14 protein-coding genes are annotated in these 15448 nt (G+C 73.0%); 8 read left to right on the plus strand and 6 right to left on the minus strand.

Annotated elements, in window-relative coordinates; all coding sequences use genetic code 11:
- Positions 1–79: 79 nt before the first annotated feature.
- A complete protein-coding gene (locus tag FHR36_RS11225; RefSeq protein ID WP_253796086.1) occupies positions 80–940 on the plus strand; it encodes a sulfurtransferase in 861 nt (286 codons plus the stop codon).
- A 57-nt stretch (positions 941–997) separates the two neighbouring features.
- Here FHR36_RS11225 and FHR36_RS11230 read toward each other — a convergent pair whose 3' ends face one another.
- Positions 998–1906: an ABC transporter substrate-binding protein gene (locus FHR36_RS11230; protein WP_253796087.1), complete on the minus strand. Its 909-nt coding sequence runs from the start codon at positions 1904–1906 to the stop codon at positions 998–1000.
- A 240-nt stretch (positions 1907–2146) separates the two neighbouring features.
- Positions 2147–3151 carry a PucR-like N-terminal domain-containing protein gene (locus tag FHR36_RS11235; RefSeq protein WP_253796088.1) on the minus strand — a complete coding sequence of 335 codons (1005 nt, stop codon included), beginning with the start codon at positions 3149–3151 and terminating at the stop codon, positions 2147–2149.
- A 449-nt stretch (positions 3152–3600) separates the two neighbouring features.
- Here FHR36_RS11235 and FHR36_RS11240 point away from each other — a divergent pair, with 449 nt between their 5' ends.
- The 5 genes from FHR36_RS11240 to FHR36_RS11260 all read left to right on the plus strand — a co-directional run bounded on the left by FHR36_RS11240 (position 3601) and on the right by FHR36_RS11260 (position 8787).
- Complete coding sequence (locus tag FHR36_RS11240; RefSeq protein ID WP_407660814.1) at positions 3601–4545, plus strand: esterase/lipase family protein; 945 nt, start codon at positions 3601–3603, stop codon at positions 4543–4545.
- Positions 4546–4909: 364 nt separating this feature from the next.
- Positions 4910–6322, plus strand: coding sequence for a family 2B encapsulin nanocompartment shell protein (locus FHR36_RS11245; protein ID WP_253796090.1), 1413 nt, complete (start codon positions 4910–4912; stop codon positions 6320–6322).
- A 111-nt stretch (positions 6323–6433) separates the two neighbouring features.
- The gene (locus FHR36_RS11250; RefSeq protein ID WP_253796091.1) at positions 6434–7129 is read left to right on the plus strand and encodes a hypothetical protein; all 696 of its coding nucleotides are present in this window, start codon (positions 6434–6436) and stop codon (positions 7127–7129) included.
- Positions 7130–7175: 46 nt separating this feature from the next.
- The gene (locus tag FHR36_RS11255) at positions 7176–7940 is read left to right on the plus strand and encodes a bestrophin-like domain (protein ID WP_253796093.1); all 765 of its coding nucleotides are present in this window, start codon (positions 7176–7178) and stop codon (positions 7938–7940) included.
- Positions 7941–8235: 295 nt separating this feature from the next.
- Positions 8236–8787 carry a hypothetical protein gene (locus FHR36_RS11260; RefSeq protein WP_253796095.1) on the plus strand — a complete coding sequence of 184 codons (552 nt, stop codon included), beginning with the start codon at positions 8236–8238 and terminating at the stop codon, positions 8785–8787.
- A 209-nt stretch (positions 8788–8996) separates the two neighbouring features.
- Here the strand turns inward: FHR36_RS11260 and FHR36_RS11265 are convergent, their stop codons facing one another.
- Together FHR36_RS11265 and FHR36_RS11270 are read right to left on the minus strand one after the other, a co-directional pair.
- The gene (locus FHR36_RS11265; protein ID WP_253796100.1) at positions 8997–10025 is read right to left on the minus strand and encodes a 2-dehydropantoate 2-reductase; all 1029 of its coding nucleotides are present in this window, start codon (positions 10023–10025) and stop codon (positions 8997–8999) included.
- A 14-nt stretch (positions 10026–10039) separates the two neighbouring features.
- On the minus strand, positions 10040–10873 hold the full coding sequence (locus FHR36_RS11270) for a class II aldolase/adducin family protein (protein ID WP_253796101.1): 834 nt from the start codon (positions 10871–10873) through the stop codon (positions 10040–10042).
- A 138-nt stretch (positions 10874–11011) separates the two neighbouring features.
- Between FHR36_RS11270 and FHR36_RS11275 the strand changes: the two genes are divergently transcribed.
- The gene (locus FHR36_RS11275) at positions 11012–11629 is read left to right on the plus strand and encodes a TetR/AcrR family transcriptional regulator (protein WP_253796103.1); all 618 of its coding nucleotides are present in this window, start codon (positions 11012–11014) and stop codon (positions 11627–11629) included.
- A 168-nt stretch (positions 11630–11797) separates the two neighbouring features.
- The gene (locus tag FHR36_RS11280) at positions 11798–12931 is read left to right on the plus strand and encodes a TIGR03364 family FAD-dependent oxidoreductase (RefSeq protein WP_253796104.1); all 1134 of its coding nucleotides are present in this window, start codon (positions 11798–11800) and stop codon (positions 12929–12931) included.
- An 85-nt stretch (positions 12932–13016) separates the two neighbouring features.
- Here the strand turns inward: FHR36_RS11280 and FHR36_RS11285 are convergent, their stop codons facing one another.
- Positions 13017–14453: a vWA domain-containing protein gene (locus tag FHR36_RS11285; protein ID WP_253796105.1), complete on the minus strand. Its 1437-nt coding sequence runs from the start codon at positions 14451–14453 to the stop codon at positions 13017–13019.
- Entirely contained in the window at positions 14450–15322 is an 873-nt protein-coding gene (locus FHR36_RS11290) for an AAA family ATPase (RefSeq protein WP_253796106.1), read from the minus strand. Before FHR36_RS11290 ends, FHR36_RS11285 begins: the two co-directional genes overlap by 4 nt.
- Positions 15323–15448: the final 126 nt, after the last annotated feature.

A 15448-nucleotide genomic window follows, 5' to 3' on the forward strand; every position in this document is an offset into this window, starting at 1 on the left:
TGACCGACCCACGTACCACCGACCGAGAGACGACCGACCGAGACACGACCGATCCGGGGGGAGGAAGAAGAGACGGGTGATGAGCACCGACGGGTACGCCCACCCCGAGCGACTGGTCTCCACCGACTGGCTGGCCGCCCACCTGTCCGACGGCACCATCCGGGTCGTGGACGTGGACGAGGACACCACCGCGTACGACCAGGGACACATCCCCGGGGCGGTCGGCTGGAACTGGGCCACCGACCTGCACGCCGAGGTCGGCCGCGACTACCTCGACCGGGCCGCGCTCGGCCACCTGCTGTCCGCGGCCGGCGTGGAGGAGGACACCACGGTCGTGCTGTACGGCGGCAACGACAACTGGTTCGCGGCGTACGCGTACTGGATCCTGCGGCTGCGCGGCTTCGACCGGGTCAAACTGCTCGACGGCGGCCGCAAGAAGTGGGTGCTGGAGGACCGCGAGCTCACCGAGGAGGTGATGGACTACCAGCACACCGGCTACACCGTCACCGGCGAGGAGCACCCGGAGATCCGCGCCCTGCGGTACGAGATGCTGGCCCGCACCGGCGGCGAGATCGGCCTGGTCGACGTCCGCTCGCCGGAGGAGTACCGGGGCGAGCGGCTGGCGCCGCCGCACCTGCCGCAGGAGCAGGCCCAGGTCCCCGGACACATCCCCGGCGCGGTGAACATCCCCTGGTCGCAGGCGGCCAACGAGGACGGCACCTTCAAGTCCGCCGCCGAGCTGCGCGCCCTCTACGCGGGGCAGGGCATCACCGGCGAGCGCGAGACGGTCGCCTACTGCCGGATCGGGGAGCGCTCCTCGCACACCTGGTTCGCGCTGACCGAGCTGCTCGGCTACCCGCAGGTCAAGAACTACGACGGCTCCTGGACCGAGTACGGGTCGCTGGTGGGCGCCCCCGTGGAGCTGGGAACCGCCTCCTGAACCCTCCGCCCCGGGCCCGCGGCCGACGCGCATGCGCCGCCGCGGGCCCGGTCGCGGTCAGAGCCCGCCGTTGACCACGGCGCTGGTCACCGCGCCGCGCTCGATCCCCCACTTGGTGAGGATCTTGTCGTACTCGCCGTTGCGGATCAGCTGGTCCAGCGCGTGCGCCAGCACGTCCCGCAGCCCGGTGTTCTCCTTGTTCACCGTGATCCCGTACGGGCTGGACTGCACGTACGCGCCGATCATCCGGAACCGGCCGCCGCGCTCCGGTGCCGTGTTGTACACCGCGACCGGGAAGTCGTTCAGGTCGGCGGCGGCGGTGCCCGCCAGCACCTCGGCCTGCGCGTCGGCGTCGGTGCCCAGCTCGTGGACCTGCAGCGGCTTGTTGAGCTTCTGGCAGGCGTTGATCTGCCGCTGCGCCACCTCGTCCTGGATGGTGCCGCGTTGCACGGCGACGGTGCGGCCGCACAGGCTGTCCAGCGTGCTGATGCCCAGCGGGTTGGCGCCCTTCACCAGGATCGAGGTGCCGGTCATGAAGTAGTCGATGAAGTCGACCCCGGGGTCGACCTGCTGGTTGCGGTCGTCGGTGCCCAGCTGGCGGCGCTGGGTGTCGATCACGGCAGACATCGCCAGATCGACCTTCTTCGCCTGGACGGCCGGGATCAGCTTGTCGAACGGCATGTCGACGAACTCGACCTTGAGGCCGAGGTAGCTGCCCAGCGCCGCGGCCAGGTCCGGATCGAGGCCGGACCAGGGAGCGTCGGGGGTCTTGAAGTCGACCGGCGGGTAGTTGAGGTCGGAACCGATCTTGAGGACGCCCGCGTCGCGCACCGCCTGCGGGACCCGGGCACGGAGGTCGGCGCTGGTGCGGTCGGCGGGGGAGGAGGGACCGCCGCAGGCGCCCAGCAGCAGGGTGCTGGTACCGGCGGCGGCCAGGGCTCGGACGGGAATGAGGGTATGGCGCATGGCACTCTTCTTGAGGGAGGGAGAAAGAGAGCACCGCCGGGGTCTGCCGGGGTGACGCAGTCGGACCCGCGTCGCGTGCCCTGTGGCCGCGGGGGGATGGGGGCGGCCTGTCGACGGGGGTCCGCCACCGGGGGCGGAAGAGGCCATCCTCGCACCCCGCCCGCGCCTCCCGGCCGCCGGGGCAGCCTTAAGGCGGGCTCAAGCCGGTCTTAAGGGCTGCAGGTCACGGGCGTGGTCACGTCACGCCGGTACGGCGGCGCCGGCGCGGAGGGCGATCTCCAGCTCGAACCGGGCGTCCGGACCGGTCAGGGCCGGGCCGAAGAGCTGCTGGACGCGGTGCAGGCGCCGGCGGGCGGTCTGCGGATGGATGCCGAGGCGGGCCGCCACCTCGGGGGCGGTGCCGCGGTCGGTCTGCAGCCAGGCCAGCAGGGTGGCCGCCGTCCGTTCGCGCTGCTTGGCGGTCAGCCCGGCGAGCGGGGCCAGCCGGCGTTCGGCGATCAGCCGGACCAGCGGCCGGTCGGCGAGCAGCAGCAGGTCGGCCAGCTTGTCCCGGCAGTCCAGCGGGGCGTCCGGCGGCTCGGCCAGCCGCGCCCGGACCAGTCGGGCCCAGCGCAGCGAGTCGGCGGCCCGGCCGACGGGCACCGCCGGACCGATCACCGCGCCGCGGCCGCGGACCGCCTGCACCACCCGGCAGTCCCCGAGGTACAGCTCCGGTTCGGGGACCAGCAGGTGGGGTTCGGGGTGGTCCAGGTCGGCGAGCACCGGGTCGGGCAGCCGCTCGGCGCGCGGCAGGGCGGTCGGCGGGGCGTCCAGTGCCACGCACACCACCCGCTCGGGCAGGGCCCAGTCGGCGGCGTCCGCGGCTTGCCGGACCTCCTCGGCCGACGCGCCCGCCAGCAGCAGGCCGAGCAACTGGTGGCGGGAGCGGCCGAGCACACCGGCCCGGTCGGCGCGGGCCTCCACGTACCCCTGCACGCTGGCCGCGGCGATCTCGTCGATGTGGGCGAACACCGCCTCGGCCAGGGTGACCAGCTGTTCCGGGCCGAGGCCGCCGCGCCGGGCCACCCGGGCGTAGCGGCGCCACGCGACCCGGGCACCCAGCCGGTACGCGGCCTGCAGTGCGTCCAGGCTCCGGCCCTCGGCCAGTTCGCCGCGCCCCAGCGAGCGGTAGACCCGCAGCCGGGAGGGGTCGGGCTCGGCGACCCGGGCGATCAGGTCGGTGAACTCCGCCAGGGCGGTCTCCACACCCTGTTGGATTCCCGCACCGAAATTCCCCGCGAGCGGTCGGGAGAATTCCGGAACGGCAGCTCTGATCTCCCGGATGATCTCGGCCGCGAGGGTCTTGTTCTCCGCTCTGAGTTCCGCCGAGAAATGGCGTGGAAGAGCATCCCACGGACCGGTCAATTCGACTCCTTCACGGTGCGGGCGGGTGGGGCCGCAGGGTGGAGTATGCGGCGATGTTACCGACCGGTCAATAGGTCTGACGCGCTGTTGGGACGGTACGGAGGCAGTCGCCGCGGCGGAAGCGCTCGTCGGGGTGACATCTTTCGTCGGGGCCGCGGTGAATTCCTGGCACCCGTCGCCGAAGTTTCCGTGGATTGCCGCGCGGCCCGTTGACCCGGTTCGCGGCCGCTCCTAGCTTCATGGCCGTCCGGATGTCGAGGAATTCCGGCCGAGCCGCGGAGGTGCGGAATATGAGAACGAAGAGAGTAGGCGGGGTGGGGGTTGCGGTGCTCGCCGCGGCGGGGCTGCTGGCGGGCGGCGCCCAGCCGGCGGCGGCGGGCTCGGCCCTTCCGGTCGAGTACCACTTCTCCACCGGCTTCCTGAAGGGCTTCGCCGCGCCGGACCGCGCCCCGGACGGCGCCAACGACTGGTCCTGCCGGCCCACCGCCGAGCACCCCCGTCCGGTGGTGCTGGTGCACGGGACGCTGGAGAACATGAACGACAACTGGGGCGGCGCCGCGCCCCTGCTGGCCAATGCCGGCTACTGCGTCTACGCGTTCGACTACGGCGGGGCGTTCGCCGGCGCGCCGATCCAGGGCGCCACCGCGCTGGAGGGCGGCTCGGCCACGCTGGCCGCCTTCGTCGACCGGGTGCTCGGCGCCACCGGGGCGTCCAGGGTGGACCTGGTCGGCCACTCCCAGGGCGGCATGATGGCCCGCCACTACCTGAAGGACCGGGGCGGCGCCGGCAAGGTCGGCCGGCTGGTCGGCCTGGCCCCCAGCAACAACGGCACCACGCTGGACGGCATCACCGAGCTCGGCCGCCAACTGCACCTGCTCGCCCCGGCCAACGACTTCCTGGCCGGCCCCTGCGAGGCCTGCGTGCAGCAGGAGGTCGGCTCGGACTTCCTCACCGCGCTCAACGCCGGCGGCGAGACCGTCCCCGGCGTCGAGTACACCGTGATCGCCACCCGGTACGACGAGGTGGTCACCCCCTACACCAACGCCTTCCTGCCGGAGGGCCCCCACGTCACCAACGTCACCGTGCAGGACCAGTGCCCGCTGGACGCGACCGACCACCTGGAGATCTCCTACGACCCGGTCGCGCTCACCGACGTGCTCAACGCACTGGACCCGGCCCACCCCCGGCCGGTGCCCTGCCAGGTGGTGCTTCCGGTCACCGGACCGCTGCTCTGACCGGACCATTGATTCGGCCGGACCGCTGACCCGACGAATCACCGCCGCCCGGTGCGCCCCCTCGCCGCACCGGGCGGCTCGTCGTATGGTCCGGGCGGTGTCAACCCGTACGGCCGGAGTTCAGCCGTACGGCCGCGAAGGGCTCGGCGCGGCGACGCCGATCGCCAACCCTCCAACTGCCAAGGTTCACCTGATCGGGTGCAGGCGATGTCTCCGGACGGCTCCGGGGGTGCTGAACGATCTAGTGTTTCCGCCCGGGGCGGGATCGATTCTTCAGAGCCTGTCCGACCGTCAGTTGCCTATCGCAGCAGGTGTTCTGACATTCCGTCAGATCCACCGCCTTCACGAAGGAGAGCCCTGCCCGATGCCCGTGGACACCAGCCCGGAGACACAGCAGGCGCAGAGCCAGCAGACCAGCCTCACCACGGCGGCTGCCCGCAACCTTGCCACCACGACCAAGTCCGCCCCCCAGATGCAGGAGATCACCTCCCGCTGGCTGCTGAGGATGCTCCCCTGGGTGCAGACCTCCGGTGGCACCTACCGGGTGAACCGCCGACTTGTGTACACGGTCGGTGACGGCCGGATCGAGTTCGTCCAGACCGGTGCCGCCGTCCGGGTGATCCCCCGGGAGCTCGGCGAGCTCGCGCTGCTGCGCGGTTTCGAGGACGTGGACGTGCTGACCGCCATCGCGGACCGCTGCATCCAGCGCGACTTCCGCGCCGGGGAGGTGCTGGTCGAGCGCGGCAACCCGTCCGAGCAGATCCACCTGATCGCGCACGGCCGGATCAACCAGATCTCCACCGGCAAGTACGGCGACGAGACGGTGATCGGCGTCCTGGCCGACGGCGACCGCTTCGGCGAGAACGCCCTGCTGGACACCGACGCCACCTGGGACTACACCGCCACCGCCACGACCTCCGGCACCCTGCTCATCCTCTCCCGGGCCGACTTCGCCGCGGTGCTGGCCAACTCGCCCGGTCTGCAGGCCCACATCCAGGAGTTCAGCTCGCTCCCGCTGCAGCGGCAGAACGAACTCGGCGAGGCCGAGATCGCGATGTCCTCCGGCCACCACGGCGAGGTCGAGCTGCCCGGCGCCTTCGTCGACTACGAGCTGAAGCCGCGCGAGTACGAGCTCTCCATCGCACAGACCGTGCTGCGGGTGCACACCCGTGTCGCGGACCTCTACAACCAGCCGATGAACCAGATCGAGCAGCAGTTGAAGCTCACCGTGGAGGCGCTGCGCGAGCGCCAGGAGCACGAGCTGATCAACAACCGCGAGTTCGGCCTGCTCCACAACGCGGCCTTCGACCAGCGGATCCAGACCCACTCCGGTCCGCCCACCCCGGACGACCTGGACGAGCTGCTGAGCCGCCGCCGCGACTCCGAGTTCTTCCTGGCGCACCCCAAGGCCATCGCCGCGATCGGCCGCGAGTTCAACAGCCGGGGCCTCTACCCGGACCACGTGGACGTCCAGGGCCACAAGGTGCCGGCCTGGCGCGGCGTCCCGATCCTGCCGTGCAACAAGATCCCGATCAGCAAGGAGAACACCAGCTCGATCCTGGTGCTCCGCACCGGCGAGGACAACCAGGGCGTCATCGGCCTGCACCAGACCGGCATCCCGGACGAGTTCCAGCCCAGCCTGTCGGTCCGCTTCATGGGTATCGACGAGAAGGCGATCATCTCGTACCTGGTGACCGCCTACTACTCCGCCGCGATCATGGTGCCGGACGCGCTCGGCGTCCTGGAGAACGTCGAAATCGCGCACGGCCGTAACTAGTCGGCACGGTCGAAAGTTGAGGGTGCGTCAGTTGGATCAAGGTCCGGTGGGCCGCGATCCGGTTGGCGCACCCTCGTTTCGGGTCGAGACCAGGAAGGCCGTCCCACACCCATGCAGCGCACACTCAGACCGTCCGCCGGACCGCCCGCCCGGATAGCCGGAGCCCTCGCGGGCGCGGCCGTGATCTGCGCGGTGCTCTCCGGCGCGGCCGGGACACCCGCGCGGGCCGGCAGCGGCATCGAGGTCTGCGTCGAGACCGGGACCGCGGTCTCGGTCGGCGGGATCTCGGTCGACCTCGGCAGCGCCGTGGACGTCCAGGTCGGCGGCGACGGGCATCCGCCGCACCCCACCCACCCCACGCATCCCAGCCACCCGCCGCACCCGAGCCATCCCCCGCACCCGCCGCACCCCTGCCCGCGGCCGCCGGAACCCAGCCCCACCCCCACCCCCCGGCCGACACCCACCCCCGTGCCGACGCCGAGCCCCACGCCCACCCCGGCACCCCCGGCCGCCCCGCGCCCGGCGCAGACCCCGCCGCCCGCCCCGCAGCCCACCCCGACCCGGCCGGCCCCCGCGCGCAGCGCCGTACCCGCGCCGCCGGCCCCGCCGCCCGGTCCGCGGCCGCCCGCCCCGAAGGCCGCGGTCGTGCACTACCCGCCGCCCCTGGCCCACGCGGACCCGCCGCGGCGCCGGTCGCTCTCACCGACCACCACCCTGATGGTCGTCACCGTGCCGGCGGTGCTCGCCGCCGCCGCGCTCCGTCCCCGCTCCCGCACCGGCGGTGCCGGCCGGAGCTCCCGGTCCTGACCCGGCGTCGGCCGGACATCTCATCAACACGTGAACAGGAGTTGCCATGTCCGAGTGGCTGGCGCTCGCCATCGCCATGTCCGCGGCCTGCGTCGTGGTCATCGCCGTGGTGGTGCTCAGGCAGCGGCGGGTCGCCGCCGACGACGACCCGTCCGAGACGCCCGACGTCATCGAATACATCACGATGATGATCGGCGTGGTCTACGCGATCGTCCTCGGCCTCGCCATCGCCGGCGTGTGGGAGGCCCGCAGCTCCGCCCAGGACGACACCCTGCGCGAGGCCCAGGCGTTGCACGAGGTCAGCGCCCGCGCCGAGGTCTTCCCGGCCGACTACCGCGACCAGGTCCGCAAGGACGTCGACGCCTACGTCTCGTACGTCGTCAACACCGAGTGGGACTACATGCGCACCCACGGCGAGATCTCGCCGGAGGGTACGGCGCTGCTGGCCAAGGTGCGCACCGACGTCGCCGAACGGGCCCCGCAGAACGACCTGGAGGCGCAGGCCTACCAGCCGATGATGGACCGGATCTCCACCGCGGACGAGGCACGCAACGCCCGTGGCCAGAACGTCGGGCCGACCATGCCCGGGGTGGTCTGGTTCGGCCTGATCGTCGGTGCGGTGGTCACCGTCGGCATGGTGTTCGCGCTGCAGATCCGCCGGTCGATGCGCGAGCTGGTGCTGGCCGGCACCTTCAGCGCCCTGATCGGCTTCCTGCTCTTCCTGATCTGGGACTTCGACGACCCCTTCGGCCGGGGCATCTCGGTGACCACCCAGCCCTTCACCGACCTGTTCCCCACCATCGGCTCCTGACCGTCGCGGGCCCGTGGCGCGCTCCCGCGCCGCGGGCCTCGTCCTGCTCGCGCGAGACCAGGCCGCCGGTCAGGATGTGCACCGACGGCCAGGCCAGGAACGCGCGCGGGGTGAAGAGGCGCAGGCGCTGCCCACGCGCTCGCGGGGGGACCGAGGTCGGCCTCACGGTTGGGTACGGTCCGGGCGCCAGGCCACCCCCTTTGTGACGAGTTGGTTCTACCCCCGAGTAGAGCTGCACTGATCTCTCATCGCGTGCCACGATCGGATGCGCCAAATCCCCATCCTGGGAGCGGATGTGACTGATCGACACTTTTGGAATCTGAGCGCTGCGGAGCGAGTGCGCATCATGGCAGCTCGGGCCGAGGCGTTCGTGGTGCTCGGCGCGGCTGCGGGCGGCAATGCTCTTGCCTCGGGGAAGGCCGCGTCGAAGCCCGACGAACGCGACACCCGCCTCATGGCCAACCTCAAGGCGGCGACGTCCGGGTTGGCCATGATGGGAGCGTGTCGGACAATCGCGAAGTCGTACTTCCCGCAGGAGAAGGCAGACAGCAGGAACTGGGCTCAAGCAGCCCTTGCAGCCCTCGCCTCCGTGGCGAGTTCCGAGTTCCTGAAGGACCAGAAGCTGAGCGAGGTGGAGGCTGCATCGCTCGGCGCACTGTCGTCCGCCCTTCCGCTTGTCTGGTTCTGGGGGGTGTACGACTACGCCGCTGTCACCGGTACCAGCGTCTTTGCCGTGCCCGGGACTGCAGCGTTCGAAGCGATCATCAACATCATCCGGGACCTGGCCAGCCCGCCGCCCATGCTGGGTGAATCCGAGAAGCCTGAGCTAGGTGAATCCGAAGCGTAGGGCGCTCGCCCCCACGTCAGCACAGGCCGTCGGTCAGGAAGTGCACCGACAGCCAGGCGCGATGAACGCGAGCAGGGCGAAGCGGCGCAGCCGGAGCCAGCCGTAGGGCTGGTCCTGGGGCCGGCCGTCGCAGGCGGCGCCGAACCACTTCCAGACGTGCTCGGAGAGCGTGTCGCCCCGGTCCTGTTGAAGAGGGCCGGCGGACGCGGTCAGGCGGTGTGGGCGCGGAGGTCGGCGAGGAGGGTGGGGGCGGGCCAGGGGGTGGGGGCGGATTCGGCCTGGTGGACGAGGGTGGTGAGGCGGGCGTTGGCGGGGGCGGGGAGGTGGTGGCGGGCGGCGAGGGTGACGATCTCGCCCTGGAGGGTGTCGATCTCGGTGGGGCGGGAGCGCTGGAGGTCCTCCCACATGGAGGAGCGGGCGTGGGCGTCGATGCGCAGGCTCGCGGCGGCGAGGCGGCGGAACAGGGCGTCGGGCAGGCCGAGGACGGCGGGCATCAGGCGCGGTGGGACGGGGCCGAGGCGGGCGGGGGTGATGCCCTCGGCCCGGAATGCGGCGAGGGCTTCGCGCTGGCACAGGGCGAGACAGGCCCGGTACTCGTGCCGGCCGAGCTGCTCGCGCAGCGGCAGCCCGGAGAGTGCGTTGATCGCGTTGTTGAGGTTCATCAGGAGCTTGGCGGCCTGGACGGCGGCCATGTCCCGCCGGAGGTCGAGCCGCAGGCCGGCGCCGCGGGCGGCGGTGGCGAGCTCGGCGGCGTCGGGGGTGTCGTCGAGCATCAGTCGGCCGCCGCTGCCCTGGTGGAAGGCGGCGGGGTCGGTGCGGACGACGTTGTAGGGGACCATGCCGGCGAGGACGGTGCGGCCGGGGAGTTCGCGGCGCAGCACGTCCGGGTTGTGCAGGCCGTTCTGGAAGCTGACGACGACGGTGTCGGGGTCGAGGTGGTCGGCGAGTTGGCGGCCGGCGGTGGCGGTGTCGGCGGATTTGACGGTGACCAGGACGTAGTCGGCGCCGCGGGCGGCGTCCGGTTCGGTGGCGAGGTGCAGGTCGTGGACGGTGCGCCGGGCGTCGCCGGGGCCGGTGAGGGTGAGGCCGTCGCGGACGGCGGCCGCCATCGCGGCGGGCCGGCCGATGAGGGTGACGTCGGCGGTGGCGGCGAGCATGCCGCCGAGGTGGCAGCCGATGGAGCCGGCGCCGAGGACGGCGATCCGGGGGCGGCGGGGGAGGGGTGCGGCGGTGGGCACGGGCGGGCGGGTCCTCAGTCGAAGAGGTCGGGGTCGGAGGCGGTGATCTGGTCCCAGAGCGGGCGGGCCTGGAACCAGCCTGCCAGGTGGCTGCCGATCTGGGCCCGGGTGGTGAGCGCGGTGTCGTGGTCGATCAGCTTGGGGGTGCCGGCGGCCATCGCGAGCAGCTGGGCCTGGCAGGAGCGTTCCATGGTGATGAACCACCAGACCGCCTCGGCGACGGACTCACCGACGGTGAGCAGGCCGTGGTTCTGCAGGATGACGGCCTTGCAGGCGCCGAGCGCCTCGGCGATCCGCTTGCCCTCCTCCAGTTCGTTGGCGACGCCGCGGTAGTCGCTGTACAGGGCGTGGTCCTCGTAGAAGGCGCAGGCGTCCTGGGTGATCGGGTCGAGCGGGATGCCGAGGCTGGAGAAGGCCTTGCCGTACAGCGAGTGGGAGTGGGCGGCGGCGACGGCGTCCGGGCGGGCGGCGTGGACCTGGGAGTGGATGACGAAGGCGGCCTTGTTCACCGGGCGCTCGCCGTGCAGCAGGTTGCCCTCGTGGTCGACCAGGATCAGGTCGGAGGCCTTGATCTGGTTGAAGCTCATGCCGAACGGGTTGACCCAGAACCGGTCCGGGTGCTCCGGGTCGCGGACGGTGATGTGGCCGGCGACCCCCTCGGAGAAGCCGAAGCGGCCGAAGAGCCGGAATCCGGCGGCGAGTTGTTCCTTGCGGTAGCGGCGTTCCGCCTCGACCGAGTCAAAGGTCGGCGGCAGCGGGATGGTGACGCCGGCCGGGACCGGTCCGACGGCGGCGGACAGGGCGGAGGGAAGGGCGGAGGAAAGGGCGGAGTGCAGGGGGGTGCTCATGGCGGCTCCAGCGGTCTGCGGCGGGTGCGGCGGGTGCAGCGACAGGTGCGGACAGGGAGAACATACAGAGCTGTATCCGATACGTCGATGGATCGGATCCGGAAAGGTATGGTGATCTCGGACCGGAGGGAGGGCGCGATGCCCAAGGGTGTGACCAAGCGGCGGCCGCGGACCAGGGCGGCCCTGCTGGGCGCGGCGCTGGCGACCTTCGCCGAGCACGGCTTCCGGGCGGCGTCGATCGAGCAGATCTGCGAGCGCGCCGGGTACACCCGCGGCGCCTTCTACTCCAACTTCAGCAGCAAGGAAGAGCTCTTCCTCGCCCTCTTCGACGAGCACAGCGAGCGGACCGTCGCCCGGATCGCCGAGCGGATCGACGCCATCGCGGACGAGCAGCTCACCCTGCAGGGCGTGGCGGACGTGCTCGCCGAGATCGAGCCCGCCGAGCGGGACTGGTACCTGGTCACCACCGAGTTCACCCTGCACGCGATCCGCGACCCGCAGGCGGCCTGGGTGCTGGCGCAGCACGACGCCCGACTGCGGGCGGAGATCGCCCGCTGCCTGACCGGGTACCTGGCCCGGGCCGGCCGCACCCTCACCGCCGACCCGGAGGAGGTGGCGCGGCTGCTGATCGCGGTCCGGGAGGGCGGGCTGGCGCAGAGCTACGTCGAGCCCGAGCAGCTGCCGCCGGGGCGGCTGGAGCGGCGGTTCCTCGCCCCGCTGCTGGCGGCGCTCAGCACGGAGGCGGAGGGCGCCTGACGCGCAGGGCCGCCGGCGGTGCGCGGGCATCGGGGTGGCCGGTGGAGTTCACCGGGTGTTCATGATCCGTCTCTCGGCCGGGTGCGAAGGCCGCCGTAGGTTGTCCGAGCAAGCCCAGAGTTGTCCATACAACTCGGGAACATCCTCTCGGATCGGAGACCCCAGGCCATGCTCGACACGCTCGGTTCCGCGGACGTCGTCGTCATCGGCGCCGGCATCGTCGGCCTCGCCCACGCGCACGAGGCGCTGGAGCGCGGCCTGTCGGTGGCCGTCGTGGAACGCGCCGACCGGGCCACCGGGGCCTCGGTGCGCAACTTCGGCCACGCCTGTGCCACCGCCCAGGCCGGCGACGCCCTCCGCTACGGCATGGCCGCCCGCGCCACCTGGACGGAGCTGGCCGACGAAGCCGGCTTCTGGCTGCGCCGCACCGGCACGGTGATGGTCGCCCGGGCCGAGGACGAGCTCGCCGTCCTCGCCGAGTTCGCCGAGCTGCGCGGCGAGGACCAGGCACGGATGCTGACGGCCGGACAGGTCGCCGAGCGGGTGCCGGTCGGCCCCGACGTCGTCGGCGGCGCCTGGCTGCCCGGCGACCTGCGCGTCGACCCGCGCGCCGCCGCACCCGCCATCGCCCGCCACCTCGCCGCACGCGGCGTCGCCTTCCACTTCGCCACCACCGCGCACACCGTCGAGCCGGGCGCCGTCCGCACCAGCCGCGGCGTGCTCAAGGCCGGCGCGATCGTCCTCGCCACCGGCCACGACCTGGACCGGCACTACCCGGAGCTGGCCGCCGAACACGCCGTCCGCCGCTGCGCCCTGCGGATGCTGCGGGTCGACGCCCCCGGCGGCGCGGTCATCGAGCCGGCCGTCCAGACCGGCTACTCGCTGCTGCGCTACGCCGGGTTCGAGGCCTGCCCCAGCCTGTCCGAGGTGCGGGAGCGGCTCACCCGCGAGCACCCGGAGCTGATCGGGATGGGCCTCAACCTGATGTACACCCAGCGCCCCGACGGGACCCTCACCATCGGCGACACCCACGCGTACGACACCACCCACGACCCCTTCGACGACGAGGAGCTCGACCGGGCGGTGCTGGCCGAGACGGCGAAGCTGCTCGGCGCCGGCGAACTGACGGTGCGGGAGCGCTGGCGCGGGGTCTACGCGGCCGGCCGGGAGCCGTTCCTGGTCGCGGCTCCGGCGGAGGGCGTCCGGGTGGCGGCGGTCACCTCCGGCATCGGCATGACCACCGCCTTCGGCCTCGCCCCCGAGGTGCTGGACGGCCTCGGCCTCGGCGCCGCCGGACGCTGAACCGGCCGTCCGGTCGGTGCCTTCCGTCTCGCGCAGTTCCCCGCGCCCCTGTTGTGGTTGCTCCACTGCCTACTGGCGGAGCCACTTACACCGGCAGCAGGTGCGCGACCACCTCGGCCAGCCGGCGCGCGTTGCGGCACGGCAGCATCCGCACCACCTGGGCGTACACCGGCGCGGCGGAGTCGCCGGACCCCCACTGGGACGGCGGCTCCGGGTTCAGCCAGAGCACCTGGCGGGCCCGGTCGGCGATCCGGGCGAGCGCGGCCGGGTTCGGGTCGAAGCCGTTGGTCCGGGCGTCCCCGAGGACCAGCACGGAGGTGCGCGGGCCGACCGCGTCCAGGTGCTCGTCGGCGAACTGGCCGAGCGCCGCGCCGTAGTCGCTGCTGCCGTGGAAGCCCGCCACCCTGGCCTCGGTCAGCACCCGCCGGGCCAGCTCCGCCGGTTCCACCGCACCGCCGGTCACCAGCCGGGTGACCTCGGCGGTCCGGTTGACGAAGGCGAACACCCGCACCCGGCTGAACTGGTCGCGCATCGCCTGCACCAGCAGCATGGTGAAGTCCGAGAACCCGGCCACCGACCCCGAGATGTCGCACAGCAGCACGATCTCCGGGCGGCCCGGCCGGCGCCGCCGGTACGCCGGGCGCATCGGCACCCCGCCGGTCGACAGCGAGCGGCGCAGCGTCCGGCGCAGGTCGATCTGCCCGCGGGCCGCCTTCCGCCGTCGGGCGGCCAGCCGGGTCGCCAGCTTGCGGGCCAACGGCTGCACGGTGCGGCGCAGTTCGGCCAGCTGCTCGCGGCCCGCCGAGAGGAAGTCGACCTGGTCGGCGGTCGGGGCGATCGCCCGGGCGGCGATCCGCTCGGTGCCGCGCAGCTCGGCCACCCGGCGGCGCGCCTCGGTGCCCACCAGCGCGCGGAACTCCCGGATCCGGCGGCGGATCTCGTCCGCCTCCACCCGGTCGGTGAACTCCGGCCCGCCGCGGCCCGCCCGCAACCCCGCGAGCACCCGCGCCAGCAGGGTCTCCGGCTGCATCCGGCCCAGCGTCTGGTACGCCGACCAGCCGTCCGTACCGGGAGCGGTGCCGTAGCGGCCGAGCGCGTCCACCGCCTCGCCCGCCAGCCGGGCGAGCGCGGCCCGGTCACCGGCGGTCAGCGCCTCGGCGAGGCGCTCGCGCAGCTCGTCGACCGTGGGCGGGGCAGCCGGGTCGGGGCCGTCGGGTTGCGGGTCCTCGGCCGGCGGTGTCCGGGTGGCCTCCGGGCGGCCCACGCCGAGCGGGAAGAACAGGTCGAAGGCCGGGTCGAACACCGCCCGCTGACCGGTCGAGCGCAGCAGCGCGGCGGCCAGGCCCTCGCGCAGCCGCTCGCGGTCCGCCAGGCCCAGCACCTCCGCGACGGCGGCCGCGTCGACCGTCTCGGCCGGGCCGACCGGGACGCCGTGGCCGCGCAGCGCCTGCACCAGACCGGTGAGGCGGCCGGACAGCCGGGTGGAGGGGGCTGCGGCGGGGGCCGCCGGGCTGCCGGTCATGCCAGGGTGAGCTTCTCGGTCGCCCGGCAGATGTCCTCCTGGTGCTTGAGGATCACGCCCAGGCTGGTGCGGACCACCGCGTCGTCCAGGGAGTCCGCGCCGAGGGCGAGCAGGGTGCGGGCCCAGTCGATGGTCTCGGCCACCGACGGGGACTTGCGCAGGTCCATCGCCCGCAGCGCGTTCACCACCCGGACCACGGAGGCGGCCAGCGCCGCGTCCAGCCCGGGGACGCGGAGCCGGACGATCCGCTCCTCCAGCTCCGGGTCCGGGAAGTCCAGGTGCAGGAAGAGGCAGCGGCGGCGCAACGCCTCGGAGAGCTCGCGGGTCGCGTTCGAGGTGAGCAGGGTGAACGGGCGGCGGGTCGCGGCGATCGTGCCCAGCTCCGGGACGGTCACCTGGAAGTCGCTCAGCACCTCCAGCAGCAGGCCCTCGACCTCCAGGTCGGCCTTGTCCGTCTCGTCGATCAGCAGGACCGTCGGCTCCTCGCCGCGGATCGCGGTCAGCAGCGGGCGGGGCAGCAGGAACTCCTCGCCGAAGACGTCCGTGCGGGCGTCCTCCCACGACTCGCCCCGGCCCGCGGTGATCCGCAGCAACTGCTTGGCGTGGTTCCACTCGTACAGGGCGCGGGACTCGTCGATGCCCTCGTAGCACTGCAACCTCACCAGCCGGGCCCCGCCCACCCGGGCCACCGCCTTCGCCAGCTCGGTCTTGCCCACCCCGGCCGGGCCCTCCACCAGCAGCGGCTTGCCGAGCCGGTCCGCCAGGAACACCGTGGTGGCCACCGCCGTCGACGCCAGGTACCCGACGGCGGCAAGCCGCTCGGTCACCTCGTCCACCGAGCCGAAGAAGCCCGAGGTCTGGTCGCGCATACCGCCAACTCCCGTCCGTACGAACCGTCCGGCCGCCACCTTACTGGCCGGTCACATCCGCGCGGGAGCCCCTGCGAGGGCCGGCACGCGGTCGTGGGGCGTGAGGTGCGGGGGAGTCGGAGCGGT

Source organism: Kitasatospora cinereorecta, from assembly GCF_024172095.1.
Taxonomy (GTDB): Bacteria; Actinomycetota; Actinomycetes; order Streptomycetales; family Streptomycetaceae; genus Kitasatospora; species Kitasatospora cinereorecta.

What these genes read in the sequence shown, in the direction of transcription:
- FHR36_RS11255 (WP_253796093.1), top strand. Translation starts at nt 7,176, where the DNA reads ATGTCCGAGTGGCTGGCGCTCGCCATCGCCATGTCCGCGGCCTGCGTC.
- FHR36_RS11250 (WP_253796091.1), top strand. Translation starts at nt 6,434, where the DNA reads ATGCAGCGCACACTCAGACCGTCCGCCGGACCGCCCGCCCGGATAGCC.
- FHR36_RS11275 (WP_253796103.1), top strand. Translation starts at nt 11,012, where the DNA reads ATGCCCAAGGGTGTGACCAAGCGGCGGCCGCGGACCAGGGCGGCCCTG.
- FHR36_RS11270 (WP_253796101.1), bottom strand. Translation starts at nt 10,873, where the DNA reads ATGAGCACCCCCCTGCACTCCGCCCTTTCCTCCGCCCTTCCCTCCGCC.
- FHR36_RS11285 (WP_253796105.1), bottom strand. Translation starts at nt 14,453, where the DNA reads ATGACCGGCAGCCCGGCGGCCCCCGCCGCAGCCCCCTCCACCCGGCTG.
- FHR36_RS11230 (WP_253796087.1), bottom strand. Translation starts at nt 1,906, where the DNA reads ATGCGCCATACCCTCATTCCCGTCCGAGCCCTGGCCGCCGCCGGTACC.
- FHR36_RS11225 (WP_253796086.1), top strand. Translation starts at nt 80, where the DNA reads ATGAGCACCGACGGGTACGCCCACCCCGAGCGACTGGTCTCCACCGAC.
- FHR36_RS11280 (WP_253796104.1), top strand. Translation starts at nt 11,798, where the DNA reads ATGCTCGACACGCTCGGTTCCGCGGACGTCGTCGTCATCGGCGCCGGC.
- FHR36_RS11245 (WP_253796090.1), top strand. Translation starts at nt 4,910, where the DNA reads ATGCCCGTGGACACCAGCCCGGAGACACAGCAGGCGCAGAGCCAGCAG.
- FHR36_RS11290 (WP_253796106.1), bottom strand. Translation starts at nt 15,322, where the DNA reads ATGCGCGACCAGACCTCGGGCTTCTTCGGCTCGGTGGACGAGGTGACC.
- FHR36_RS11240 (WP_407660814.1), top strand. Translation starts at nt 3,601, where the DNA reads ATGAGAACGAAGAGAGTAGGCGGGGTGGGGGTTGCGGTGCTCGCCGCG.